Below are 23852 nucleotides of genomic sequence, written 5' to 3'. Positions count from 1 at the left end.
GCGCCGACGCGCCGACGCGCCGAGACGCTACTCGACGTCCTCAGCCGCCCCGGCATCCTCCTCAGCGACGACATCCCAGCTGCCGAGCCGCGTGAGGCCGGCCGACCGCGCGAGCGCCACCGAGGCGAGATTGTCGAGCTGGCAGCGATACTGCGGCTCATGGCCGCGGCTCAGCGCACCCGCGCTCATCGCCCGCACCACCTGGCGCGCGATCCCCTTGCCACGAAAGCGCGGCAGCGTGAGCACGCCCAGATCGGCGAGCGTGCTGCCCGCCCACGGGTACATGCTCGCTGCGCACGCCAGCTCGTCGACGACGAAGGCGCCGAACACGAGCCAGTGGTCGAGCTCGACGTAGGCGTCGTCGAGGTCGCCCTCGCTGGCCTCGGCCTCGAAGGCGGCGAACGCCGCGGCGTCGGCCTCGGTGAGCCGGCGGATGTGCGCGGGCACGGGTTCCTGCAGCAGCGGCCCGTGCGCCTCGGCCGGGAGGAAGAAGAGATGATCTGCGCCATGCAGTCGCATCCCCGCGTCGGCGAGCGCCGCCTCGAGCGACGGGCGGTCGACCTCGCCGCCGCCGACGAGGCCCAGCGCCTCGGCCACCGCGGAGGTCAGCGCCACGACGCCTGCGCCGTCGACGGGCTCGAGCAGCGACAGTCGCCGTTCGTGGGACAGCTCGTCGTCGACCACGACGCGCAGCGCGCCGCTCGCGCTCGGCATCGCATCGGCGGGCACCTGGCGGAGCCAGTGCTCGGTGACAGTGCGGGAGTGCATGGAGCTTCCGATCCGAGATCCTGCGGTGGGCCGCGAGCCGTCCGCGCCGCGCCGAGGGCGCAGCCTCGCAGACTAGCGGATGCCGACGCCTGCGGCCGCGCGCGCCTCGGGCGTCAGGCTGCTCGCCGCCGCCTCGTCCACGATCACGATGACATCGGCATGCTGCTGCAGCGCGGTCGCGGGCCATGCGGGTGAGACGGCGTCCTCGAGCGCGTGCGCCAACGCATCCGCCTTCGCCTCGCCCTGCGCGACCAGCACGATGCGGCGCGCGTCGAGGATCGTGCCGACCCCCTGGGTGACGCAGCGGCGCGGCACCTGGTCGGGGTTGTCGAAGAAGCGCGCATTGTCGGCGATCGTCTCGGGAGCGAGCTCGGCCTCGCGGGTGCGGGAGTCGAGCGCCGAGCCGGGCTCGTTGAAGGCGATGTGGCCGTTGCGGCCGATGCCCAATATCTGCACGTCGACGCCGCCGGCCTCGCTGATGCGCCGCTCGTAGGAGGCGGCCTCAGCAGCCAGGTCGGCGGCGGAGCCGTGCGGCACGTGCACGCGGGCCGGGTCGAGCCCGAGCGGCACGACCACCTGTTCGTCGACCACGGCGCGATAGCTGTGCGGGTCGCCGTCGGGCAGGCCGACGTACTCGTCGAGCGCGAAGGCGCTCGCGTCGCGCAGGTCGATCTCGCCAGCGGCCTGCCGGCGAGCGAGCTCGACGTAGACGCCGCTGGGCGACGAGCCGGTCGCGACGCCCAGCACGGGCGCGCGATCGCCGGGCAGCGCCTCGACGACGGCATCGGCGGCGAGCGTCGCGAGCTCGTGCGGCGAGCGCGCGATCGTCAGCCGGATCGTCGGGGTCCCTGGAGCGCGCATCGGACAAGCCTAGCCGCGCTACCGGAAGTCTCTGGAGCCGCGGCTGGGCACCTCGAAGCGCTCGAGCCGATCGGCCAGCAGGGCGATGACGCCCTCCTCGGTGCGCTGCAGCATGCCGCGGATGATGAGCGCCGGCGCGTGCCTGGCGACCTGCTTCTGGTTGAGCCACAGCCCCTTCGAGACGATCACGTTGAGCATGCCCGTCTCGTCCTCGAGGTTCATGAACGTGACGCCCTGCGCGGTGCGCGGCCGCTGCCGGTGCGTGACCACGCCCGCCGCCTGCACGCGCCTGCCCGGCTCGGCCTCGCCGAGCGCCGCGATCGGCAGCACCCCGCGGCCGTCGAGCATCGCCCGCGCGTGCCGCACCGGATGGTCGTCGGGCGCGACGCCGGTCGCCCAGATGTCGAGCGCCACCTGCTCCTCGGCTGACAGCAGCGGCAGCAGCGGCACCTGCAGGCTCACCTGCGTGCCCTCCAGCTGATCCTCGCGCTCGGTCGACGCGGGCCCCGCCAGCCACAGCCCCTCGCGGCGGCCGACGCCCAGCCCGTCGAGCGCGCCGGCGGTCGCGAGCGCCTCGAGCTCGCCCCGGCCGAGGTCGGCGCGGCGCGAGAGGTCGTGGATGTCGCGCAGCGGGTGCGCCGCGCGGGCGGCGACGATGCGCTCGGCGGCCGGCGTGCCGATGCCGTGCACCTCCGCGAGCCCCATCCGCACCGCGAGGCCCGCGTCGCGGCGGTGCAGACCCCGCTGCGCCAGCGACTCGCTCGCCCGCGCAGGCACCGGCGGCTGCTCGTGCGCCAGGCACGCGTCGTCACCCGGCGTGCGCTCGCCGCGCTGCTCGAGCCCGGCAGCGACGCCCGAGTGCACCACGTCGGGCCGCAGGGTCTCGACGCCGTGCCTGGACGCATCCGCCACCAGGGTCTGCGACGACCAGAACCCCATCGGCTGGCTGCGCAGCAGGCCCGCGAGGAACGCCGCCGGGTAGTGCAGCTTCAGCCAGGAAGAGGCGTAGACGAGCTTCGCGAAGGCGAGCGAGTGCGACTCGGCGAAGCCGAAGCCCGCGAAGGCCTCGATCTTGCGGTAGATCGCCTCGCCGGTCGCCTCGTCGATGCCGTTCGCGGCCATGCCTGCGAAGAGCTTCGCCCTGAGCGCGGCGATCTTCTCCTTCGAGCGCTTCGAGCCGATCGCGCGCCGCAGCTGGTCGGCCTCGCCCGCGTCAAAGCCGCCGACCGCGACCGACATCTGCATCAGCTGCTCCTGGAACAGCGGCACGCCCAGGGTGCGCTCGAGCACCGGCTCGAGCAGCGGGTGCGCGTAGCTGATCGGCTCCTGGCCGCTGCGGCGGCGGAGGTAGGGATGCACGGCGTCGCCCTGGATGGGGCCGGGGCGGATGAGCGCGATCTCGATCACCAGGTCGTAGAACGAGCGGGGCCTGAGCCTGGGCAGGGTGGCGAGCTGCGCGCGCGACTCGACCTGGAAGACGCCCACCGCATCCCCCTCACAGAGCATGTCGTAGACCCCGGCCTCCTCGAGCGGGATGGTCGCGAGCGACCACTGCTCGCCCGTGTGCTCTGCCGCGAGCGCCATGGTGTGCGACATGGCGCCGAGCATGCCCAGGCCCAGCAGGTCGAACTTGACCAGGCCCATCCACTCGCAGTCGTCCTTGTCCCACTGCAGCACGGTGCGGCCGGCCATGCGCGCCGGCTCGATCGGGCAGACGGTGCCGACCGGCTGCTCGGTGAGCACCATGCCGCCGGAGTGGATGCCGAGGTGGCGGGGCGCGTGCAGGAACTCGCCCGCCAGCAGCGCCACCGGCTCGGGGATCGAGCCCTCGTCGACCTTCGAGTACGACTCCACCGACTTCGACCAGGCGTTCTGCTGGCCGACGGCGTAGCCGAGCGCCTTCGCCGCGTCGCGCACCGCCGACTTCGGGCGGTAGGTGATGACGTTCGCGACCTGCGCGGCGTTGCGGCGGCCGTAGCGCTCGTAGACGTGCTGGATGACCTCCTCGCGGCGGTCGGCGTCGAAGTCGATGTCGATGTCGGGCTCCTCCTCGCGCATCATCGAGATGAAGCGCTCGAAGGGCAGCTTGTAGCGGATCGGGTCGACGGCGGTGATGCCGAGGATGAAGCAGACCGCGCTCGCGACCGCGCTGCCGCGGCCCTGGCAGAGGATGCCGCGGCCGTGCGCGAACTCGGCGATCTCGAACACGATCAGGAAGTAGCCGGCGAAGCCCTTCTCGTCGATCAGGCGCAGCTCGTGCTCGAGCCGGTCGCGCACGATGCTGCTGCTCGGGCGGCCGTCGCCGCCGGCCGCGTAGACCCGCGGCAGCCGCTCGGCGACGAGCGCCCGCAGCCAGCTGATGGGCGTGTGGCCGGCCGGCACCTCGGTCTTCGGCAGCTTCGGGGAGGCGGCGCGCAGGTCGAAGGCCAGCTCGCGGCCGAGCGCGGCGGCGGTGTCGATCGCGCCGGGGAAGGCGCGGAAGCGGCGGGCCATCACGGCGCCGGAGCGCAGCGACGGCACGCCCCCGGCGGGCAGCCAGGCGTCGATCTCGTCGATCGAGCGGCGAGCGCGCACCGCCGCCACCGCATCGCCCAGCTGCTGGCTGACCGGGGAGGCGATGTGCGCGTTGGTGGTGGCGATCACCGGCAGCCCGCGCCGCTCGGCGAGCCCGGCCAGCACCCGGTTGCGCTCGAAGTCGCGCGGGTCGCCGATGTCGCTCAGCTCGACGGCAACGCGGTCGCGGCCGAACAGCGACGTGAGCCGGTCGAGTTCGTGACCGGCCGCATCCGCGCCGTCTGCGTTGGCGCCGAAGCGGTCGAGCGCCTGGCGCACGCCTCCCTTGCGGCAGCCCGAGAGGATCAGCCACTCGCCGCGCGCGGCCTCGGCGAGCGTCTCCAGCCCGAAGATCGGCCGCCCCTTCTCGCCCGGCCCGTGGATGTCGCTGGTGAGGTAGCCGTCGGTGAGCGCCGAGGCGAGCGCCGAATAGCCGGCCGGCCCGGTCGCGAGCGCCACCAGGTGGCTGCCGTCGGGGTCGGGGATGCCGTTCTGCGGCGTCTCGAGGCCGAGCGTGAACTCGGTGCCGAACACAGTCGGCAGCTGCGCCTCGGCGGCGGCCTCGGCGAAGCGCACCGCACCGTAGAGGCCGTCGTGGTCGACCAGCGCGAGCGCCTCGAGGCCCAGCCTGCGCGCCTCGTTGACCAGCTCGGCCGGGCTCGAGGCGCCGTCGAGGAAGGAGTAGTGCGAGTGGGCGTGCAGCTCGGCGTAGGGGGTCGCGGCGCCGGCGGCGGGCACGCGGATGCGCGCTCGGCGGGCGTCGTCGGACTCGGTCGTGTGCTTGGTGCCGACGTCGCGGTCGCTGAGGATGCCCTCGAGCTCGCGCCACGGCATCGCCGGGTTGTTCCAGCCTGCCATCGCTCCTCCTCCCTCTCTTGCCTGTCCAGTCCTTCCCGCTCGTCGTGCCGCGCCGCCTGTCGGTCAGACGGACGCCTGGTCGCAGACCCGCCGAAACCGCGTTGCGGAACCAGGGAGCCGTCTGACGGACGAGCGAGCGCGGCGGCCGTCACGCATAGCGACCCTCCGCGAGCCAGGCGCCGTCGGCGTGCAGCAGCACCCACGCCTCGCCCTCGCCGTCGAGCAGCTGCACGCGGTGCACCGTGTCGCCGAGCTCGCGGCGGCGAATCGGCCACGGCCCCGCCCATGCCACCACCCGGCGGCGCGCGGCGGCGGGCGGCGAGAAGACGGCGGGGGATGCCTCGCGCACGTCGAGCGCGCCGGGCTCGACCGTCAGGCCGGCGGCATCGGTGAGCAGCACCGGCAGCGGCGGGCGGAAGACGACGCTCGGCCGCGGGGCGGGCAGTGCGCCCGGCCACGGCCCCGCCGACGGGATCGGCGCCGCATCGCCCCAGGGGGTGAGCACCCCGCGCTCGGCCAGCAGCCTGCCGCCGCCGGGGGCGGCGGTCAGCACCGCCTCCCGGCCGAGCATGCTCTGCAGCCGCTCGAGCGCATGCTTCGTGCGATCGTCGATGCCGCCACCGCCCCACAGGCCCGGCATGTGGGAGGCCTGGGCATCGAGCCGCTCGGGCAGCGCCTGCACCTCGACGAGCGCCGAGCCGAGCGCACTCTCGGTCAGCTGCCAGCGCATCCGGTCGACGATGTCGCCCGCGCGCAGGAAGCCGGGCTGGCGCCACAGCCGCTCGCTCACGCGGCCCTCCTCGCCGCGCAGCACGATGCGGATCTCGCTGCACACCAGCCGCTGCTCGGCCAGCTGTCGCACGAAGCGCTCGACCGGCTCGCGCACGGCGAGCGCCAGCTCAGCCACCCCCTCGATGCCGGGCTCGAAGACCAGCCGCAGCGCGCGCTCCTCCCCCAGCCCGGCGTCGTCGATGCGGCGGTCGTCGAGCCCGCGGGCGCGAGCGAGCGCGATGACCCCAGCGGCGCCGAAGCGATCGCGGATGCTGGCATCGGGCAGCTGCGCGAAGCCGCCGAGCGTGTGCACGCCGAGGCGGTGCAGCATGCTCGGCAGCTCGTCGTCGCCGAGCACCCCGACGGGCAGCGGGGCGAGGAACTCGGCGCTGCGCCCGCCGGGCACGATCATCTCGCCGCCGGTGCCACCGCCCGCGCCGGCACCCGCAGCGGCGCCGGCAGCCAGCTCGGCGGTGAAGCGGTCGTCGGCGACACCGAACGCGGCGACCAGGCCGAGCTGCGCGAGCGCGTCGCGCACCGCCTCGATCGCGCGCGGCTCGGAGCCGTAGAACCTGCTGGCCCCGCGCATCCGGAACGCCAGTGCCCCGTCGCCGATCGGCTGCGCGGCCGGCACGACGGTGAGCACCGTGCGCACGACCTGCTCGAATGCGAGCGCCTCCCCCACCGGGTCGGCCTGGGCGAGCGCGAGCATGGGCGATGCGGCCTGCGCGTCGCGCACCCGCATGCCGACCCGCACGCCGTCGGCCCGCGCGCCCTCATCGCAGGCGGCGATGCGCAGCGCGTGCACGATCGCGCCCGGCGAACCGACCTCGCCGCCCGCCGGCAGGGCGCCTGTCTGGCGCGCGACGACGACCGGCCAGTCAGGTACGCGCAGCACGCCGACGCGGCTCTCGCGGGCGCACTGCGGCGCGCCACCGGCGACCCCGGCCTCGCTCACGATCGTCGCATCGGTCATGCATCCATGATCGAACATACGTTCGAACAAGGCAAGTGGATGCGGTGTGTCGCGCCCGCCGGACGGCGCGGCGGAGCGCGGGGCACGGCTCGCGCGCCCCGCGCTCCCCGTACTCGCCTCAGCCGCGCACGCGGCGCCGCATCAGCAGCAGCCCTCCCAGCGCCAGCAGCGCCAGCGCAGGCAGCAGCACGTCGGCGATGCCCATGCCCGTCTGCGGCAGCGTGTCCGCGCCACCGGACGCCGCAGCGTCAGCCGCGGGTGCATCGTGCTTGGTGTCCGGCACGGCCGTGCCATCGGTGTCGCCAGCGTCAGCGCCCTTGCCGTCGGTGCCGTCCGTACCGTCGGTGCCAGCGGTCCCATCGGTACCATCGGTGCTGTCGGTGCCGTCCGTGCCAGCGGTCCCGCCGGTGCCGTCGGTCCCGTCAGTGCCGTCAGTGCCGTCGGTGCCGTCGGTGCCGTCGGTGCCGTCGGTGCCGTCGGTGCCGTCGGTGCCGTCCGTGCCAGCGGTCCCGCCGGTGCCGTCGGTCCCGTCGGTGCCGTCGGTCCCGTCGGTCCCGTCGGTCCCGTCGGTCCCGTCGGTCCCGTCGGTCCCGTCGGTCCCGTCGGTCCCGTCGGTCCCGTCGGTGCCATCGGTGCCGTCATCCGTGCCCGGCACCTCCGCCGCTGCGCAGTCGCCGGTCGTGCCGTTGAGACTGACCGCGAGGCACACATCGACCGTCGAGTCGATCACGTCGACCGTGACGTCGACCACGGTGTCGATCGTCGTGTCGAGCACATCTCCGACCGTCCCATCGAGCACCTCGCCGATCGTCCCATCGAGCACCTCGCCGACCGTGCCGTCGATCACCTCGCCGACCGTGCCGTCCAGCACGTCGCCGCCCAGGTCGACATCGACGACTGCGTCGACGATGCCATCGAGCGCCGGCAGCGGCCCATCGCTGTCGGTGGTGAGATCGATCACGACATCCGCGTCGACCGACGCCGTCTGCTCGTCACCGAGCAGCCCAACATCGACCGCCGCATCGACCACCGCGGTCGGCTCCGTCGCATCCGCGTCACCCGACTCGGACAGCAGATCGCCGCCGAGATCGACTGCCACATCGGCGTCGACCACCGCGTCGGCCACATCGCCGGTCGCACCGTCGGCGACCCCGGTGTCGGTCAGGAGACCGTCGCCCAGATCGACCACGGCGTCGACGTCGACCGACGCCAGCTGCTCGTCACCGAGCAGCTGGACGGTCGCGTCCGCATCCGCCGTGGTCGCCTGCTCGTCGCCGAGCAGGTCGACGACTGCGTCGACTGCCCCGATCTGCACGTCTCCCAGGCCGACATCCACGGTGGCGTCAACCTCTGCCGCACTGGCCACGCCAGTGCCTGCGGCCCACAGGCCGCCTGCGAGCGCTGCAGTCCACAGCGCGCGCTTCATGAGCTTGTTCATCGCTCTTCCCTTTCAATGAGTGATCTGCCATCCCGCTCCGGGACGACTGCATGCCGCGCTCGATGCGCGGTGCGGATCACTCAGTCAGGGCTCGCGTCGTGCTCCTCGATCGTCGAAGCGGGCAGGCGGTCGTCATCGGCCGTCTGCACCTCGCCGCCCGTGGGCTCGGGCAGCGAGTGGTCATGGGTGTCGGCCTCGGCCGCCGTGCCGCCGGCGGGCGCACCGCTGCCTCCCGCGGGTGCGGGGCCGGGCAGCGCAGGCGTCGCTGGCGCGCGCCGCTCCTCGGGAGCGGGCGACCAGGGCGGCGACGCCGCCACGGCGGTGCCCGGCGGCGGAGCCGGCAGCTGCAGGGCGCGCTGCGGCGCGCTCGGGGCCGCGGATGCGTCGGCTCGGCTCATCGACGCCGGCCCGGCATCATCACCGGGCTGGGTCGGATGCGGCGTCGGAGTCGGGGGCGTCGCCGCAGGCTCGGGCGTCGTGACGAGCGGAGGTGCGTCGCCAGGCAGGATCGCGCCGGGTGCTGGCAGCAGCGGTTCGGTTCCCGGATCGACCCCGTCGATCACGGGCGAGATCGGGTCGACCACGGGGTCGAGCGCATCCACGACCGGATCGAGCACGCCGACGACGGGCGACAGCGCATCCGTGACGGGAGCCACGACGGGCGACAGCACGCCGGTCACCGGCGAGAGCGCATCGGTCACCGGCGACAGCACCCCGGTCACCGGTGCCAGCGCCCCCGTGACGGGGGCAACGGCATCCGTCACCGGCGCGATCGCGGCGACGACCGGCGCCACGACCCGGGAGACGGGCGCAGTGATGGCCTCGACCGGCCTGGCGATCGCCTCGACGACCGGTGCGACCGGGGTAACGACTGCTCCGACGGTGGTGCGCAGCGGCTCCGACACGGTCGAGACGACAGGGGCGAGCGGCGCCGTCACCGTGGAGACGACGGGAGCCAGCGGCTCCACGACTGACGAGACGGTGCGGTTCACCAGGCCGCCGAGCAGCCCCTCATCCTCGGCGCCATGTGCGGACGAGCCACCGATGAGCATCGAGCATGCGATTGCGCCGAGGGAGGCGGCGATGGAGATGAGCCCCACGCGCACGGCACGGTGACGGTCGAACAGGCTTGCGTCGCCCATGCGTCACCTCCCGCGTCATCGCAGTCGCGTTCATGCGACGATACGTCCGCCGTCCCAGCCATGGCCGTTCTTCACTGAACCCTGAGCCCCAGCAGCAGTTGCCACTGAGCCTACGCTGAGCCTGCGCTGAGCATCGGGGATCCGCTCGCTCCGGACGCCATCGATCGGGATGCGCGCTAGCTGCGCGGCACCACCGCTCGAGGCCTCGACGACGATGGCCCCCGCCGCCAGCCTGCCGTCGCCGTCAGCGAGCCCCTGCCACTCGGCGCGCACGCTGCGCACGACCGTGGCCGCGCTCGGCCAGGGGCCGGCCACGAGCAGCGTCGCGGACGCCTGCCGCAGCCGCGCTGCGAGCCGGGCTGCATCGGTGGGGCTCACGCTGCCGGGCGAGGCCGCCAGCACCACGGGCATCGCCTCGGCCAGGCTCGCGACCACATCGAGCCACGAGCGGCCCGGATGCGGCACGAGCGCCACGCGCTCGATGGGCACGCCCAGGTCGCGGGCGGCCTCGACGCCGAGATCCGGCATGCCGACGATCGCGCCCCACGCGCCGGCCGGCATGGCGGCGCCCATGCAGACGAGCGCGAGGCTGCGCGACTCGATGCTGTGGGCGGCGCCGGAGCGCAGCCGGCGCACGACCTCCTCGAGCCCGGCGGGTGCCGACTCGTCGAGCGAGGGCACCGCGTGCTGCGGCGCCGCCTGCTGCATGCCGCGCAGACGTGCGCGCAGCGCCTCGACGGTCGCCGTGCGGTCCTCGCCCGCGCGGCGCTCGAGTCGTGCAGGAACCCGTGTGCTCACCACTTCATGATCGAACGTGTGTTCGAGTGATGTCAATCGCCGACGGCGTGTCGAGAGGCGTCCGCCAGCATCGTGCTGCCGCGCATCGAACCCGGCCGCGCCGATCACGAATCGGTAACGATGGCGCCCGACGCGCGCAGCCGAGCCGCCGCGGCTCGCACGGCATGAGCGGATGCGGGAGGATCGAGCAGGAGCACGCATGCGGGAGGGGGTCAGGATGCAGGCAGCCAGCGTCGCCTCGACGTCCGCACCGATCCTCTGCGTGACGACGAATCCCGCGATCGACATCACGTACACGATGGACGAGCTGCGGATCGGCACGAGCCACCGCGTCGAGACCGGTCTCGCGTGCGCGGGCGGCAAGGGCGTGAACGTCGCTCGTGTGCTGCACCAGCACGACGAGCCGACGATCGTGATCGCACCGATCGGCGGCCCGGTGCGCGTGCTGTTCGTGCACGACCTCGACCGCTCCGGCATCGCGCACCGCCTCGTCGAGGTCGACTCCCCCACGCGCCGCACCACCGCGATCGTGACGCCGGCGGGCACGACCAACCTCAACGAGCGCGGCGAGGCGATCAGCGCCGGCGACTGGGACCGACTGCTGCAGATCGTGCGTGCGGAGGCGCCCGCCGCCCGCGTCGTCGTCTCCTCCGGATCGCTGCCGCCCCAGACCCCCGGCAGCTTCTGCGCCAGCGTCGTCGAGGCCGCCATCGCCGCCGGCAAGCCGGTCATCATCGACGTCGGCGGCGAGCAACTGCGGCAGGCGATGGCCGCGGGCGCCACCGCGGTCAAGCCCAACCGGCACGAGCTCTTCGACGCCATGGGCGGCACCGACCCGCTCGACGCCGCACGCCGGCTGGCGGCCAACGGCACCGGTGCGGTCTTCGCCTCGCTCGACGTCGAGGGCATGCTCGCGGTGCTGCCGGACGGCCGCGCCTGGCACGCGCAGCTCGACCACGTGCTCGACGGCAATCCGACCGGTGCGGGCGACGCCGCCGTCGCCGCGCTCGCGCTGGCCATCGCCGAGGGTGCGACGCTCGAGGAGCAGCTCGCCAGGGCCACCGCGTGGTCGGGAGCGGCCGTGCTCGCCCCGCAGGCGGGCTCGATCGTCGACGCCGAGCGGCTGGCTGCGCGCATCCGCATCACACCCATCGGCTGATCCGACAGCACCGGCGACTCCCATGTGGCAGCGGGGCGGGCGCTGGTACGGTGTGCCCATGACGAACCTGCGCCTCGAAGAGCTCTCCGCCGCGAACGTCGTCGCGGCCAACGGCATGACGCTGAAACGCGGCCAAGAGGCCTTCCTCGCGGCCAATGCGAAGCTCGAGGAATTCGTCAACACGCAGAGCGCCTGGCAGCGCGTCATCTTCGACGGCGACGAGCCGGTGGCCTACGTGATGGCCAACTTCGACGCCGAGGTCGATCGCGACGAATACCGCTCGAGCATCCTCCGCATGTACGTGGCGGGCGAGGCGCAGCGCCGCGGCGTCGGCACCTTCACCGTCGACCAGGTCGCCCAGGAGGCCAAGCGCCTCGGCTTCGACAGCGTCTACGCGGTGTGGGAGGAGGACGATCTCGGGCCGGGCAACTTCTTCCAGGCCGTCGGCTTCGAGATCATCGGCGAGAACGAGTACGGCGAATCCATCGGGCGCAAGTCGCTCTGACAGCCTGACGGGCCCACCGCCGTGCGCGCTCGCACCGTAGCGCCACCGCCGATCACACCAGCGAGTCGCGCCAGGCGCGGTGCAGCGACGCGAACTTGCCGCCCTGGGCGATGAGCTCGTCGGGGCTGCCGTCCTCGATGATGCGGCCGTGCTCCATCACCAGTACCCGGTCGGCGATCGCGACGGTCGAGAGCCGGTGGGCGATGATGATGGCCGTGCGGTCGGCCAGCAGCGTCGTCAGGCCCTCCTGCACGAGCCGCTCGGAGGGGATGTCGAGCGAGGCGGTGGCCTCGTCGAGGATGAGCACGCGCGGATCGGCGAGGAAGGCGCGCGCGAACGACAGCAGCTGCCGCTGGCCGGCGCTCACGCGGCCGCCGCGCTTGTTCACGTCGGTGTCGTAGCCGTCCGGCAGCGCCGTGATGAACTCGTGCGCGCCGACGGCTCGGGCTGCCATCTCGATGTCCTCGACGCTCGCGCCGGGCCTGCCGAGCGCGATGTTGTCGGCCACGGTGCCCGAGAAGAGATAGGCCTCCTGCGTGACCATCACGACCGCCCTCCGGAGGTCGTCGTTCGTGAGCGCACGCAGGTCGACGCCGTCGAGCTTCACAGAGCCCTCGGTGGGGTCGTAGAAGCGCGAGACGAGCTTCGCGAGCGTCGACTTGCCCGCGCCGGTGGTGCCGACGAGCGCGATCGTCTGCCCGGAGGGGATGTGCAGCTCGAAGTCGGGCAGCACCGTCGTGTCGCTGCCGTACGAGAAGCGCACCTCGTCGAAGTCGATCTGGCCGCGCGAGGCCGGCAATGCCTTGGGTGCCGCCGGCTCCTTGACCGTCGGCTCCTCCTCGAGCACGCCCGAGATCTTCTCGAGCGCGGCCGAGGCCGCCTGGTAGCCGTTGAAGAACATCCCGATGCCCTGGATGGGCTGGAAGAAGTTGCGCGCGTAGAGCGCGATGCCCAGCAGCGCACCGATGTCGAGCGTGCCGTCGACGACGCGCAGGCCGCCGACCAGCACGAGCGTCGCGAGCGTGATCGCGCCGATCGCCATGATGCCCGGCTCGTAGATGCCGAAGATGTTGATGGTGCGGAAGTTCGCGTCGCGGTAGTCGTCGACGCGCTGGTCGAACTCGTGCTGGTCCCTCGGCTCCGTGCGGAACGCCTTCACCGCACGGATGCCCGTCATGGTCTCGACGAAGTGCACGATCATGCGCGCGCTGGTCGTGCGGGTCTCGCGGAACAGCTTCGTCGAGCGCAGCTGGAACCAGCGGGTGAGGATGACTGCGGGGACGAGGGCCACGAAGATGATGAGGCCCGAGAGCGGGTCGAGGATCGTGATGGCGACCGCCGTGAAGCCCATGAACAGCACGCCCCGCACGAGCTCGTTGAGCCCCTGGTCGAGCAGGTCGCGGATCGATTCGAGGTCGCTCGTCTGCCGCGCGATGATGCGGCCCGAGGTGTAGCTCTCGTGGAACTCGAGGCTGAGGCGCTGCGCGTGGTCGAAGAGCCGGCGGCGGAGGTCGAACAGCACCGTCTGGCTGATGCGCGCGATGCTCACGGTGTAGACGAACATGAGCACGCCGCCGACGATCGCGGCGACGATGTAGACGATCGTCGCGCCCCACAGCGGCACCCAGTCGGACCGCTCGATGATGGCCGGCAGCGCGGTGTCGATGCCGTAGGCGATGAGCATGGGCCCGGCGACGTTCGCGGCGACCGCGATCACGACGAGCACCATCGTCAGCACCACGCGTGCCATGTGCGGCTTGAGCAGCGAGCCGAGCAGCCGGCGCGAGCGCGCGCGGATCTGCTTCGACTCCGCCTTCGTGTAGTCGGTGCGGTCTTCGCCCTGCACTCCCTGGACGGTCATCGGGTCACCTCCTCGGTGGTCGTCTGCGGATCGAGGTCGTCGAGCTGGATCTGCTCCATCGAGCCGGTGACGGTCTCGATGGTCTTCCGGTCGCGCGCCGCCTCCTCGAGGCTGGAGATGACGAAGCGATAGTGCGCGCTGCGCGCGAGCAGCTCGGAGTGCGTGCCGACGTCGTCGATCCTGCCGTCACGCATGAGCGCGACGCGGTCGGCGAGCTGCACGGTGCTCGGCCGGTGGGCGACGATGAGCGCCGTCGTCGTCTCGAGCACGTTGCGCAGCGCCGCCTCGACGAGCGCCTCCGTCTCGACGTCGAGCGCCGAGAGCGGGTCGTCGAGCACGAGCACCGCGGGCGCCGCGGCCACCGCGCGGGCGAGCGCGAGCCGCTGCCGCTGGCCGCCGGAGAGCGAGAGGCCCTCCTCACCGATCTCGGTGTCGAGACCCTTCGGCAGGTCGCGTGCGAAGTCGGCCTGCGCGATCGCGAGGGCGCGGTCGAGGGCCTCCTCGGACGCATCCGGGGCACCCATGAGCACGTTGTCGCGCACGGACGCCGAGAACAGCGTCGCGTCCTCGAAGGCCATCGCCACGTGCGTGCGCAGCTCCTCGAGCGTGAGATCGCGCACGTCGACGCCGTCGAGCAGCACGCGGCCACCCGTCACGTCGTACAGGCGGGTGGGCAGCGCGGTGAGCGTCGTCTTGCCGGAGCCGGTGACGCCGATGAGCGCCATCGTCTCGCCCGGCTCGAGCGTGAGCGTCGCGCCGTCGACGAGGTCGCGCTCGTGCGGCTGCGCGTCCTGGTAGCGGAAGTGCACGTCCTCGAACACGAGCCGGCCCTTCGGGCTCGCGATCGTGCGCGGCGCGACCGGGTCGACGATCGTGTTCTCGGAATCGATGATCTCGTGGAAGCGGCGCGAGGCGTTCGACGCGTCGATGAGGAACGCGAAGAGGAACCCGATCGACTCGATGGGCCAGTTGAGCACCATCGCGACCGCGAAGAAGCCCGCGAGCGTGCCGACCGAGAGCTGACCGCTCGCGGTGAGGGCGACGCCCAGGAACAGGCAGACGGCGTAGGAGACGTAGGGGACGATCGTCAGCCACATCCACAGGTGGCCGTCCATGCGCGCCTTGTCGATCTCGGTCTCGCGCAGCGTTGAGGCCTGGCTCGTGAAGCCCTCGAGCGCGTGCCGGCCGCGGCCGAACGCCTTCAGCACGCGGATGCCGTGGATCGACTGCTCGACCGTGGTCGCGAGGTCGCCGGCCTGATCCTGCGCGGCACGCGAGACGAGGAAGTAGCGGCGCTCGAAGCGCAGCGCCACGAACACGACCGGCGCGGACATCACCACGAACACCGACGCCAGGATCGGGCTCCAGACGAACAGGATGACGATGCCGACCGCGAGGGTGATCGCGTTGACGACCAGCAGCGGTGCGCCGAAGGCGCTGAAGCGGCGGATCATGCCGAGATCCTGCACGGCGCGGCTGAGCAGCTGGCCGGACTGCCAGCGGTCGTGGAAGGCGACCGGCAGCGCCTGCAGCTTGCGGTAGAGCGCGCTGCGCATCGTCGCCTCGACCTGCGTCGACGGCAGCGTGACGAGGAAGCGGCGCATGAAGACGAAGAAGGCCTCGCCCAGCGCCAGCGCCAGGATCAGCAGCGCGACAGGCCAGACGGCGGCCGCGTCTGCCTCGGCGAGCGGGCCGTCGACGAGCACGCGCATCACCATCGGTGTCGCGAGGCTCAGCAGCGCTGAGAGCAGTGCTGCGAACGTGCCCAGCAGCAGCCTCGGCAGCACGGGGCGGATGTACGGCAGCAGCCGCGCAAGCGCGCTCAGGTGGCCGATCGGCTTGGTGTCGCCAGGGCTCTGGACGCCAGAGGTCTGGTCGCCAGAGGTCTGGTCGGGCGGGGACTGGTCCGGGAGGGACGAGGACATTGCGGATCCTTCATGCCGCCGGCGTCGTGCGCCAGCGGTTGGAGCGGTGCGACCGGTGGGTCGCCAGGGGTGGTGCTTCGTCGATGATCGGTCGCGCCACTGACAGCTCAGGGCGATCCGACTGCGACGGGGCGAGCAGGGCTCGCGGCGGGCTGGCTGGCCCTCCTGCTAGCGGACGCCTGCGCGTGCGGAGCGGACGGGGAAGAGGCCGGCGGCAGCGATCGGGGCGGTCGTCGTCGTGCTCATGGCATCCTCCTTGGTCGGCCGCTCCGGTGTGGCGCGTGCAGCCTTTCAGTCTAAGCAGATGCGGGTTGCCCCGTCCACCCCTGTGATCGAGGTCTCCCAATCATTTCTGCTTTGTCCCCCACTCGTGCGCACGGAGGGTGGCGCCGGGACGTCAGCCTTCCAGCTGCGCGAGCAGGGCGTCCGCGTGGCGGGGGCGCGCCAGGAGGAGCACGGGTGGCGCCGACGCATCCGCGTGCCACTGCCGGAGGCGCTCGCGCTTCGAGCGCCAGGAGCGGAAGTGCCACCACAGGATCGAATCGCTCGAGAGCGCGATGCGCAGGCTCTCGCGGTTGCCGTTGCAGACCAGCTCACGGGTGCGGATGCGTCGGGCCGTGCGGCGCACGAGGCGCGCGAGCGAGGTGGCGCGCGGGTAGTCGAGGCCGACGATCGCGTCGACGCGCTCGAGCGCGGCGGCGTTGTGGAAGCGGTAGACCGAGTCGATGACGTAGGCCTCGCCATCGAGCACCGGCAGGATGCGCCGGTCGAGCTCGTCGCGCGGCGGCTGCACCCAGCCCGGCTCCCAGCACAGCTCGTCGACCAGCACGACGGGCAGGCCGAGCCGCTCCCCCAGCAGCGCCGCCATCGTCGACTTGCCGGAGCCGGTGGCGCCGAAGCAGAGGATGCGGCGAGCCCGCCGCACGTCGTCGATGGTGCCCGCGCTCATCCGAGCGAGACTACCGGCGAGCGCGGAGTGCCGCGCGCGCTCAGTGAGCGAAGTGCCGCTCGCCCGTGAAGTACATCGTGATGCCGGCGGCGTTCGCGGCCGCGACGACCTCCTCGTCGCGCACCGATCCGCCCGGCTGCACGACCGCGGTGACGCCCGCGTCGAGCAGCACCTGCAGGCCGTCGGCGAACGGGAAGAACGCGTCCGACGCTGCCACCGAGCCGGCCGCCCGCTCCCCCGCGCGCGAGACGGCGAGGTGGCACGAGTCGACCCGGTTGACCTGCCCCATGCCGACGCCCACCGAGGCGAGGCCGGAGGCGAGCAGGATGGCGTTCGACTTCACCGAGCGCACCGCGCGCCACGCGAACTCGAGGTCGGCGAGCACCGCGTCGGAGACGTGCGAGCCCGACACGCGCCGCCAGGTGTGCGACGAGAAGCCCTCGAAGGTGTCGGGCTGCTGCACGAGCACGCCGCCCGAGACCTGCCGCAGCTCGCTGCCCTCGCGCACGTAGCCGGCGGGCAGGCGCAGCAGCCGGATGTTCTTCTTGGCCGTCAGCAGCTCGAGCGCCTCGGGCTCGAAGTCGGGCGCGACGACCACCTCGGTGAAGATGTCCTTCACCGTCTCGGCCATGGCCGCGGTCACCGTGCGGTTCGCGGCGATCACGCCGCCGAAGGCCGACACCGGGTCGCAGGCGTGGGCGCGCTGGTGCGCCGAGGCGATCGCGTCGGCGGCGCCCGGTGCTGCGACCGCGATGCCGCAGGGGTTCGCGTGCTTGATGATGGCGACGGCCGGCTCGGTGAAGTCGAACGCGGCGCGCAGGGCGGCATCGGCGTCGACGTAGTTGTTGAACGACATCGGCTTGCCGTGCAGCAGCTCGGCCTGCGTGATGCCGTTCCCGCCCGGCAGCCCGAACAGGCCAGCCTGCTGGTGGCTGTTCTCGCCGTAGCGCAGCCCCTGCACGAGGCTCGCCGCGCCGACGGCCCGAAGCAGTCCGGTGGCGCTGCCGGTGTCGGGCAGGGCGTCGGATGCGTCGGTCTGCGCAGCCGCGCCCGCCGCGTCCGCGCGGGCGGGCGCGGGCGCCGCCGTGGGGCGCTGCTCGCCCGGCTCGACCAGCGCGGGCGCCTCGGCGACCGGCGCGGCGGCAGACGGCGCTGCGGCAGCGGTCGCGGCGTCTACGGGTGCTGCGGCCGCGGGTGCAGCAGCGGCTGCCGGTGCTGCAGGCAGCTCCTCGACCGGCTCGCCGGCGAACCAGCACGCGACCGCGCGGTCGTAGCCGGCGGTGTGCGCGAAGGCGTCGCGGGCCAGCGCGCGGCGCTGCATGAGCGAGAGCCCGGTGGCTGCCGCCTTGGCGATCAGCGGGTAGACGCGCGGGTCGGTGACGATCGCCACGTTCGCGTGGTTCTTGGCGGATGCGCGCACCATCGCCGGGCCGCCGATGTCGATCTGCTCGACGATGTCGGCATCGGGCGCGCCCGAGCGCACCGTCTCCACGAAGGGGTAGAGGTTCACGATCACGAGCTCGAAGGGCGCGATGCCCAGCTCGGCCAGCTGCGCCTCGTGGTGCTCGAGCCGCAGGTCGGCGAGCAGGCCGGCGTGGATGGCGGGGTGCAGCGTCTTCACGCGCCCGTCGAGCGCCTCCTGGAACCCCGTGACGCGAGCGACCTCGGTGACCGGCAGTCCCGCATCCGCCAGCATCTTCGCGGTCGAGCCGGTGGAGACCAGCTCGACCCCGGCGGCGGCGAGCGAGCCGGCGAGCTCGACGATGCCGCTCTTGTCGCTCACCGAGATGAGCGCGCGCTGGAACGGCACCTGGTCGCGGTCGCGGTAGAGACTCGGGTCGTGCTGGGGTCCGCTCACTGTGTTCCTTCACTGTCGGGTCGGTCGAGTCGGCGTTCGATGCCGTGATCGGCGAGGTCGATGGAGCCGTCGGCGATGTGGCCGATGACCCGCGCCAGCAGGTCGCGCTCGACGAGCTTGATGCGCTCGTGCAGCACATCCTGGGTGTCGCCGGGCAGCACCGGCACGCGCTGCTGCGCGAGGATCGGGCCGGTGTCGACGCCGCTGTCGACGATGATGACGGATGCGCCGCTCTCGGCCACGCCGGCCGCGAGCGCGTCGCGGACGCCGTGCGCGCCGGGGAACTCGGGCAGGTGCGCCGGGTGGGTGTTGAGGATGGCAGGCTCGAACCGGGCGACGGCGGCGCTGGAGAGCAGCCGCATGAAGCCGGACAGCACGACCAGGTCGGGCTCGAAGGGGGCGATGCGGTCGGCGATGCGCATCGACCACTCCTCGCGCGGTGCCGTGAAGGGCTCGACGAAGGTGGGGATGCCGGCGGCCCGGGCCGTCTCGATGCCGCCGCACTCGCGGTCGGCGCCGACGGCGATGATCTCGGCAGGCACGCGCCCCGCCTTCGTGCGGTGCAGCAGATCGGCGAAGTTGGTGCCGCTGCCGGAGACGAGGACGACGAGACGCAGCACGGACTCCATCCTACCGAGGGCTGCGGTCGGCCTCCGCCTCGCGGTCGTCGCCGGCTGCGTCTTCGGCCACGGGCTCGACCGCCTGCGTGCTGGTCTGATCCTCGGTGGAGACCGACACGACCGGCTGCGTCTCCTCGGCCGGCTGCTCGGCGGGCAGCGGCTCGATCACCTCGGTCTCCTGCGCGTCGACGTCCGGCTCGGGTGCGTCGTCCCCGCGACCGAAGCCGAAGAACTCGCGGATCGTCGATCCCTCGCGCTCCGCGGCGAGCGGCACCGCGAAGCCGCCCGCGAGCGCACCGGCGCTCCTGCCGCCGGCGATCATGCCGATCAGCAGGCCGATCCCGATCTCGAGCGCTCCCCAGGCGGCGACGAGCACCGCATCCGGACCGGTCGTCTCGAGCCTGCCGGGACCGGCTGCGCCGGTGGCGAGCATGGCGGCGATGCCCAGCAGCGCCCCCGCCAGCACTCCGCCGCCGACTGCGGCGATCGCGAGCTCCCACCAGTGCACCGGGCGCGCCTCGCTGCCGGCCAGCAGGCTCTGGCGTGCGAGCACGCCCACCAGCACCGCCGCGAGCACCGGCAGCGCGACGACGACCGCCATCCAGGGCTGCGCGCTCGGGTCGATGGCGGCCAGCAGCGGCATCGCCGGCACGGGGCCGAGGTCGGTGCCCAGCGGCGAGATGCTTGAGCCGGTGCCGATCATGAAGCCCGGCCCGATCGCCCATGAGGCGCCCCAGACCACCGCGATCGGCGCGAGCGCCAGCTGCAGCAGGAACATGACGACCACGCCGACCGGCGTGACGCCGAGCGACTCGAGCATCAGCAGCGCCTCGGTGAAGCGCAGGAACAGGCCGACGGCGACCAGCAGCGCGCCGATGCCGAGCACGCCGATCGCGCCGCCGAAGCCCGCGCGGATCGCCGCGCGGACGGGCCGCAGCCACTGATCCTCGATCGTGAGGCTGCGCGCGATGGCGGCCAGCCAATCATGCCCGTGCACCGCCACCACCGCAGCGACCATGCCGAGCAGTGCGACGAGCGCGGGCAGGATCGCCGCGTGCGCGAGGTTGGGCGCGGCGCTGGAGTGCTGCGCGCTCGAGCCCACCAGCAGGCCGATCACCGCGGTCGCGGCGGTGCCGAGCACGACCGCGATGGCCGTGTCGATCAGCGGCAGCGAGGCGAGCCGGCGCCCGCTGCGCCAGTGCAGCCAGAAGGTGATGAACCCGATGCCCCAGGCGCCGAGCGAGAGCACGAACGAGCGCCCGGCCTCCTCGATGCCGACAGCGACGACGGCGTCACGGCCGAGCGAGATGCCGATGTCGACGCCGTGCCCGAGCAACCAGGTGTCGGCCGCCAAGCGCCACTGCAGCAGCGGGTCGCCGCCGAAGCCCTGGTCGAAGCCCCAGACGGCGAGCACGGCGAGCGCACACACGACGAGTCCGACCGCCGCGATGGCGGCGGACTCGACTGCCTGGCCGATCCCGGCCCACACGCGACGCACGGCTGGCACTGTACCGAGGCATCCGCTCTCGTCGTGGTCGCCTCGCCGCGCACCACCCGCTGGGCTCACGGTAGGTTGGAGGGGCACGGCGCGGCCTGTGCACGCACTCCCGGCCGCCGTCCATCACTTCACCGCGAGGGGTTCGAGCCGCATGGCCAAGATCATCTACACGTACACCGACGAGGCGCCGATGCTCGCCACGCACTCCTTCCTGCCGATCGTGAGCGCATTCGCCGCCGCGGCCGACGTGGAGGTCGAGAGCCGCGACATCTCGCTCGCCGGGCGCATCGTCAGCGCCTTTGCCGACCTGCTGCCTGCCGACCAGCAGGAGTCGGATGCGCTGGCAGAGCTGGGCGCGCTGGCCCAGACGCCGGAGGCCAACATCATCAAGCTGCCGAACATCTCGGCGTCGGTGCCGCAGCTGAAGGCGGCCGTCACGGAGCTGCAGGAGCGCGGCATCGCACTGCCCGACTACCCGGACGAGCCCGCGAGCGACGAGGAGCGCGACATCCGCGCCCGCTACGACGCCATCAAGGGTTCGGCAGTCAACCCGGTGCTGCGCGAGGGCAACAGCGACCGCCGCGCGCCGCGCTCGGTGAAGGAGTTCGCCCGCAAGCACCCGCACTCGATGGGCGCGTGGGCCGAGGACTCGAAGACCGCCGTGGCCACCATGAGCGAAGGCGACTTCTTCTCGAACGAGCAGTCGGTGACGATGCCGGCCGATGACACACTGCAGATCCGCCTGGTGGGCACCGACGGCGAGACCACCGTGCTGAAGGAGTCGCTGCCGGTGCTCGCCGGCGAGGTCGTCGACGCCACCTTCATGAGCGCGAAGGCGCTGGATGCCTTCCTCACCGAGCAGATCAAGCGCGCCCGTGACGAGCACGTGCTCTTCTCGGCCCACCTGAAGGCCACCATGATGAAGGTCTCCGATCCGATCATCTTCGGCCACGTGGTGCGCGCGTTCCTGCCTGCCGTGTTCGAGAAGTACGGCGCGCAGCTCGAGGCGGCAGGCCTGTCGCCCGAGAACGGCCTCGCGTCGATCCTGTCGGGCCTGGGTGAGCTCGACGACTCGACCGCTGCCGGCGTGCGCAAGGCGATCGAGGACGGCATCGCCGACGGCCCGCGCCTGGCGATGGTGAACTCCGACCGCGGCATCACCAACCTGCACGTGCCCAGTGACGTGATCGTGGATGCGTCGATGCCGGCCATGATCCGCCAGTCCGGTCACATGTGGGGCCCGGATGGCGAAGAGGCGGACACGCTCGCCGTGATCCCCGACTCCTCCTACGCCGGCGTCTATCAGGCGACGATCGAGGACTGCCAGGCCAATGGCGCCTTCGACCCGACGACGATGGGCTCCGTGCCGAACGTCGGCCTGATGGCGCAGAAGGCCGAGGAGTACGGCTCGCACGACAAGACCTTCCGCATCGAGCGGGACGGTCGCGTCGAGGTCGTGAACTCGACCGGCGAGGTGCTCATGTCGCACGAGGTCGAGGCCGGCGACATCTGGCGTGCCTGCCAGACCAAGGACGTGCCGGTGCGCGACTGGGTGAAGCTCGCGGTCACCCGCGCCCGCGCCTCGTCGACTCCCGCGATCTTCTGGCTCGACAAGGGCCGCGCACACGACGCCGAGCTGATCAAGAAGGTCGAGGCAGAGCTGCCGAAGCACGACACCGACGGCCTCGACATCCAGATCCTCTCCCCTGTCGAGGCGACGAAGGTCTCGATCGAGCGCATCCGTCGTGGCGAGGACACCATCTCGGTGACCGGCAACGTGCTGCGCGACTACAACACCGACCTGTTCCCCATCCTCGAGCTGGGCACCAGCGCGAAGATGCTGTCGGTGGTGCCGCTGCTCAACGGCGGCGGGCTGTTCGAGACGGGCGCCGGCGGCTCTGCCCCGAAGCACGTGCAGCAGCTCGTCGAGGAGAACCACCTGCGCTGGGACTCGCTGGGCGAGTTCATGGCGCTGGCCGAGTCGTTCCGCCACCTGTCGGTGACCACGGGCAACGCTCGCGCCGGCGTGCTGGCCGAGACGCTCGACGCCGCGACCGGCTCGTTCCTGAACGAGAACAAGTCGCCCTCGCGGAAGGTCGGCGAGATCGACAACCGCGGCAGCCACTTCTGGCTCGCGCGCTACTGGGCCGAGGAGCTTGCCGCGCAGACCGATGATGCGGCGCTGCAGGCGACGTTCGCACCGGTGGCCGAGGCGATGGTCTCGCAGACCAGCACGATCGAGCAGGAGCTGCTGGCCGTGCAGGGCAGCCCCGTCGACCTGGGCGGCTACTACCGCGTCGAGACCGACCTGGCCGACGCCGCCATGCGGCCGAGCTCCTCGCTCAACGCGATCCTCGCGCCGCTGCGCTGATCTGTCCGCGAATGGCCCGGCTCCGGCCGGGCCATTCGTCGTCTCTGCAGGTCCTGGGAACGCAGCCGGTGCGCGAAGAGCGCAGTTCAGGTCAGGTCGTCGTGCTCTCCGCGGCACCAGGCGATGTGGCGGGCAGCTGAGCGCTCGACCGCCGCAGGGCCCTCCTCGATCAGCTGGCCAGGGATGTTGCCGTAGATGCGGCGGTACGGCAGCGGCGCGAGCTGATCGGCGATGCGCCGCACGACGCCCGGCGACATCGGGATGTTGTTCGGGAACGAGCGCATGAAGCCCAAACTGGCCCGGGCGGGCTTGGGCTGGATCGTGTCGCCCGCCAGCAATGATCCCTCACCGTCACTGCCCTGCGCCCAGAGCACCATGCAGGAGCCCGGGAAGTGACCGCCGAAGCGGATCAGCCGTACGCCGGGCAGCAGATCGACCTCGGTTGCCGGCCTCGGTCTGCACCAGCAGCGCCCGCTGACCGATGCCGACGGCGGGCTCGGAGGTGAGCGCCCAGAGCCTCGACTCGACCTCGACGACGTCGATGCGCATGCCGTCGCGGGCGTGCACGTCCGTGCTCGTCCACCCCTGCCCCTACTTCGGCACCCACTGCCGCTCGTCGGCGCAGATGGGGCAGGTCTCCGGCAGCGGCTCGGCTGACTCGACGCCGCACGTCGCGCACAGGATCGTCGCGTGCGCTGCGCCGGCGGCCATCAGCGCCCGTCGACCTCTGGCGCCGCGGCTTCGTCCTCCTCGGGCTCGAAGGTCGACGGCTCGTCGGTGGTGGTCGCTCCGAGGCCGTCCTCCTCAGGCGGGATCGTGCCGTCCTCGCCGAGCCCGCCGGGCTTCTTCGTGCCCTCGTGCTCGTTGCCCTGCTGCTCGCTCATCGCCGCCTCCTCGCTCGTCGCCGACGATGGCTCGTCGGATCGTGCGGCCACCGTAGT

General features: G+C 72.5%; 19 protein-coding genes. 3 read left to right on the top strand and 16 right to left on the bottom strand.

Annotated features, from left to right (window positions below):
• Positions 1-27: 27 nt before the first annotated feature.
• From J1M46_RS14240 to J1M46_RS14210, 7 genes are all read right to left on the bottom strand, one after another.
• Entirely contained in the window at positions 28-768 is a 741-nt protein-coding gene (locus tag J1M46_RS14240) for a GNAT family N-acetyltransferase (RefSeq protein WP_206448383.1), read from the bottom strand.
• 72 nt (positions 769-840) lie between these two features.
• Positions 841-1629: a glucosamine-6-phosphate deaminase gene (nagB, locus tag J1M46_RS14235; protein WP_206448382.1), complete on the bottom strand. Its 789-nt coding sequence runs from the start codon at positions 1627-1629 to the stop codon at positions 841-843.
• Positions 1630-1647: 18 nt separating this feature from the next.
• Positions 1648-5040: an error-prone DNA polymerase gene (locus tag J1M46_RS14230; protein WP_206448381.1), complete on the bottom strand. Its 3393-nt coding sequence runs from the start codon at positions 5038-5040 to the stop codon at positions 1648-1650.
• A 148-nt stretch (positions 5041-5188) separates the two neighbouring features.
• A complete protein-coding gene (locus tag J1M46_RS14225; protein ID WP_206448380.1) occupies positions 5189-6787 on the bottom strand; it encodes a DNA polymerase Y family protein in 1599 nt (532 codons plus the stop codon).
• Between the two features lie 118 nt (positions 6788-6905).
• Positions 6906-8225, bottom strand: a complete 1320-nt coding sequence (locus J1M46_RS14220) for an LPXTG cell wall anchor domain-containing protein (protein ID WP_206448379.1) — start codon at positions 8223-8225, stop codon at positions 6906-6908.
• Between the two features lie 80 nt (positions 8226-8305).
• Entirely contained in the window at positions 8306-9367 is a 1062-nt protein-coding gene (locus tag J1M46_RS14215) for a hypothetical protein (RefSeq protein WP_206448378.1), read from the bottom strand.
• 30 nt (positions 9368-9397) lie between these two features.
• Positions 9398-10165 carry a hypothetical protein gene (locus tag J1M46_RS14210; RefSeq protein ID WP_206448377.1) on the bottom strand — a complete coding sequence of 256 codons (768 nt, stop codon included), beginning with the start codon at positions 10163-10165 and terminating at the stop codon, positions 9398-9400.
• Positions 10166-10427: 262 nt separating this feature from the next.
• Here J1M46_RS14210 and J1M46_RS14205 point away from each other — a divergent pair, with 262 nt between their 5' ends.
• Together J1M46_RS14205 and J1M46_RS14200 are read left to right on the top strand one after the other, a co-directional pair.
• Entirely contained in the window at positions 10428-11324 is an 897-nt protein-coding gene (locus tag J1M46_RS14205) for a 1-phosphofructokinase family hexose kinase (protein WP_342384394.1), read from the top strand.
• Positions 11325-11382: 58 nt separating this feature from the next.
• Complete coding sequence (locus J1M46_RS14200) at positions 11383-11829, top strand: GNAT family N-acetyltransferase (protein ID WP_206448375.1); 447 nt, start codon at positions 11383-11385, stop codon at positions 11827-11829.
• Between the two features lie 52 nt (positions 11830-11881).
• On the opposite strand, the gene J1M46_RS14195 is transcribed toward J1M46_RS14200, so the two are convergent.
• From J1M46_RS14195 to J1M46_RS14170, 6 genes are all read right to left on the bottom strand, one after another.
• Positions 11882-13690, bottom strand: coding sequence for an ABC transporter ATP-binding protein (locus J1M46_RS14195; protein ID WP_206448374.1), 1809 nt, complete (start codon positions 13688-13690; stop codon positions 11882-11884).
• Positions 13687-15615, bottom strand: coding sequence for an ABC transporter ATP-binding protein (locus J1M46_RS14190; protein ID WP_206448373.1), 1929 nt, complete (start codon positions 15613-15615; stop codon positions 13687-13689). Before J1M46_RS14190 ends, J1M46_RS14195 begins: the two co-directional genes overlap by 4 nt.
• Before the next feature lie 397 nt (positions 15616-16012).
• Positions 16013-16564 carry an adenylate kinase gene (locus J1M46_RS14185; protein ID WP_206448372.1) on the bottom strand — a complete coding sequence of 184 codons (552 nt, stop codon included), beginning with the start codon at positions 16562-16564 and terminating at the stop codon, positions 16013-16015.
• Between the two features lie 40 nt (positions 16565-16604).
• Positions 16605-18422: a bifunctional phosphoribosylaminoimidazolecarboxamide formyltransferase/IMP cyclohydrolase gene (gene purH / locus J1M46_RS14180; RefSeq protein ID WP_206448371.1), complete on the bottom strand. Its 1818-nt coding sequence runs from the start codon at positions 18420-18422 to the stop codon at positions 16605-16607.
• The gene (gene purN, locus J1M46_RS14175; protein ID WP_206448370.1) at positions 18419-19042 is read right to left on the bottom strand and encodes a phosphoribosylglycinamide formyltransferase; all 624 of its coding nucleotides are present in this window, start codon (positions 19040-19042) and stop codon (positions 18419-18421) included. Before purN ends, purH begins: the two co-directional genes overlap by 4 nt.
• A gap of 10 nt (positions 19043-19052) precedes the next feature.
• Positions 19053-20540: a cell division protein PerM gene (locus J1M46_RS14170; RefSeq protein ID WP_206448369.1), complete on the bottom strand. Its 1488-nt coding sequence runs from the start codon at positions 20538-20540 to the stop codon at positions 19053-19055.
• Positions 20541-20691: 151 nt separating this feature from the next.
• On the opposite strand from J1M46_RS14170, the gene J1M46_RS14165 reads away from it, so the two are divergent.
• Entirely contained in the window at positions 20692-22911 is a 2220-nt protein-coding gene (locus tag J1M46_RS14165; RefSeq protein WP_206448368.1) for an NADP-dependent isocitrate dehydrogenase, read from the top strand.
• Positions 22912-22997: 86 nt separating this feature from the next.
• Here the strand turns inward: J1M46_RS14165 and J1M46_RS15875 are convergent, their stop codons facing one another.
• The 3 genes from J1M46_RS15875 to J1M46_RS14155 all read right to left on the bottom strand — a co-directional run bounded on the left by J1M46_RS15875 (position 22998) and on the right by J1M46_RS14155 (position 23795).
• Positions 22998-23288, bottom strand: coding sequence for a hypothetical protein (locus tag J1M46_RS15875; RefSeq protein WP_342384393.1), 291 nt, complete (start codon positions 23286-23288; stop codon positions 22998-23000).
• Positions 23263-23478, bottom strand: coding sequence for a hypothetical protein (locus tag J1M46_RS15870; RefSeq protein WP_342384392.1), 216 nt, complete (start codon positions 23476-23478; stop codon positions 23263-23265). Before J1M46_RS15870 ends, J1M46_RS15875 begins: the two co-directional genes overlap by 26 nt.
• A gap of 143 nt (positions 23479-23621) precedes the next feature.
• Positions 23622-23795, bottom strand: coding sequence for a hypothetical protein (locus tag J1M46_RS14155; RefSeq protein WP_206448367.1), 174 nt, complete (start codon positions 23793-23795; stop codon positions 23622-23624).
• Positions 23796-23852: the final 57 nt, after the last annotated feature.

Origin of the sequence: Agrococcus sp. KRD186, assembly GCF_017168255.1 — a bacterium.
Classification (GTDB): domain Bacteria; phylum Actinomycetota; class Actinomycetes; order Actinomycetales; family Microbacteriaceae; genus Agrococcus.
This window is presented reverse-complemented; position numbering and strand designations above follow the sequence as displayed.

Excerpts from the sequence above, each read along its gene's own strand:
- J1M46_RS14225 (WP_206448380.1), bottom strand. The coding sequence starts at position 6,787 with ATGACCGATGCGACGATCGTGAGCGAGGCCGGGGTCGCCGGTGGCGCG.
- J1M46_RS15875 (WP_342384393.1), bottom strand. The coding sequence starts at position 23,288 with ATGGTGCTCTGGGCGCAGGGCAGTGACGGTGAGGGATCATTGCTGGCG.
- J1M46_RS14215 (WP_206448378.1), bottom strand. The coding sequence starts at position 9,367 with ATGGGCGACGCAAGCCTGTTCGACCGTCACCGTGCCGTGCGCGTGGGG.
- J1M46_RS14190 (WP_206448373.1), bottom strand. The coding sequence starts at position 15,615 with ATGTCCTCGTCCCTCCCGGACCAGTCCCCGCCCGACCAGACCTCTGGC.
- nagB (WP_206448382.1), bottom strand. The coding sequence starts at position 1,629 with ATGCGCGCTCCAGGGACCCCGACGATCCGGCTGACGATCGCGCGCTCG.
- J1M46_RS14240 (WP_206448383.1), bottom strand. The coding sequence starts at position 768 with ATGCACTCCCGCACTGTCACCGAGCACTGGCTCCGCCAGGTGCCCGCC.
- J1M46_RS14185 (WP_206448372.1), bottom strand. The coding sequence starts at position 16,564 with ATGAGCGCGGGCACCATCGACGACGTGCGGCGGGCTCGCCGCATCCTC.
- J1M46_RS14220 (WP_206448379.1), bottom strand. The coding sequence starts at position 8,225 with ATGAACAAGCTCATGAAGCGCGCGCTGTGGACTGCAGCGCTCGCAGGC.
- J1M46_RS14200 (WP_206448375.1), top strand. The coding sequence starts at position 11,383 with ATGACGAACCTGCGCCTCGAAGAGCTCTCCGCCGCGAACGTCGTCGCG.
- J1M46_RS14195 (WP_206448374.1), bottom strand. The coding sequence starts at position 13,690 with ATGACCGTCCAGGGAGTGCAGGGCGAAGACCGCACCGACTACACGAAG.
- J1M46_RS14165 (WP_206448368.1), top strand. The coding sequence starts at position 20,692 with ATGGCCAAGATCATCTACACGTACACCGACGAGGCGCCGATGCTCGCC.
- J1M46_RS14230 (WP_206448381.1), bottom strand. The coding sequence starts at position 5,040 with ATGGCAGGCTGGAACAACCCGGCGATGCCGTGGCGCGAGCTCGAGGGC.
- J1M46_RS14155 (WP_206448367.1), bottom strand. The coding sequence starts at position 23,795 with ATGAGCGAGCAGCAGGGCAACGAGCACGAGGGCACGAAGAAGCCCGGC.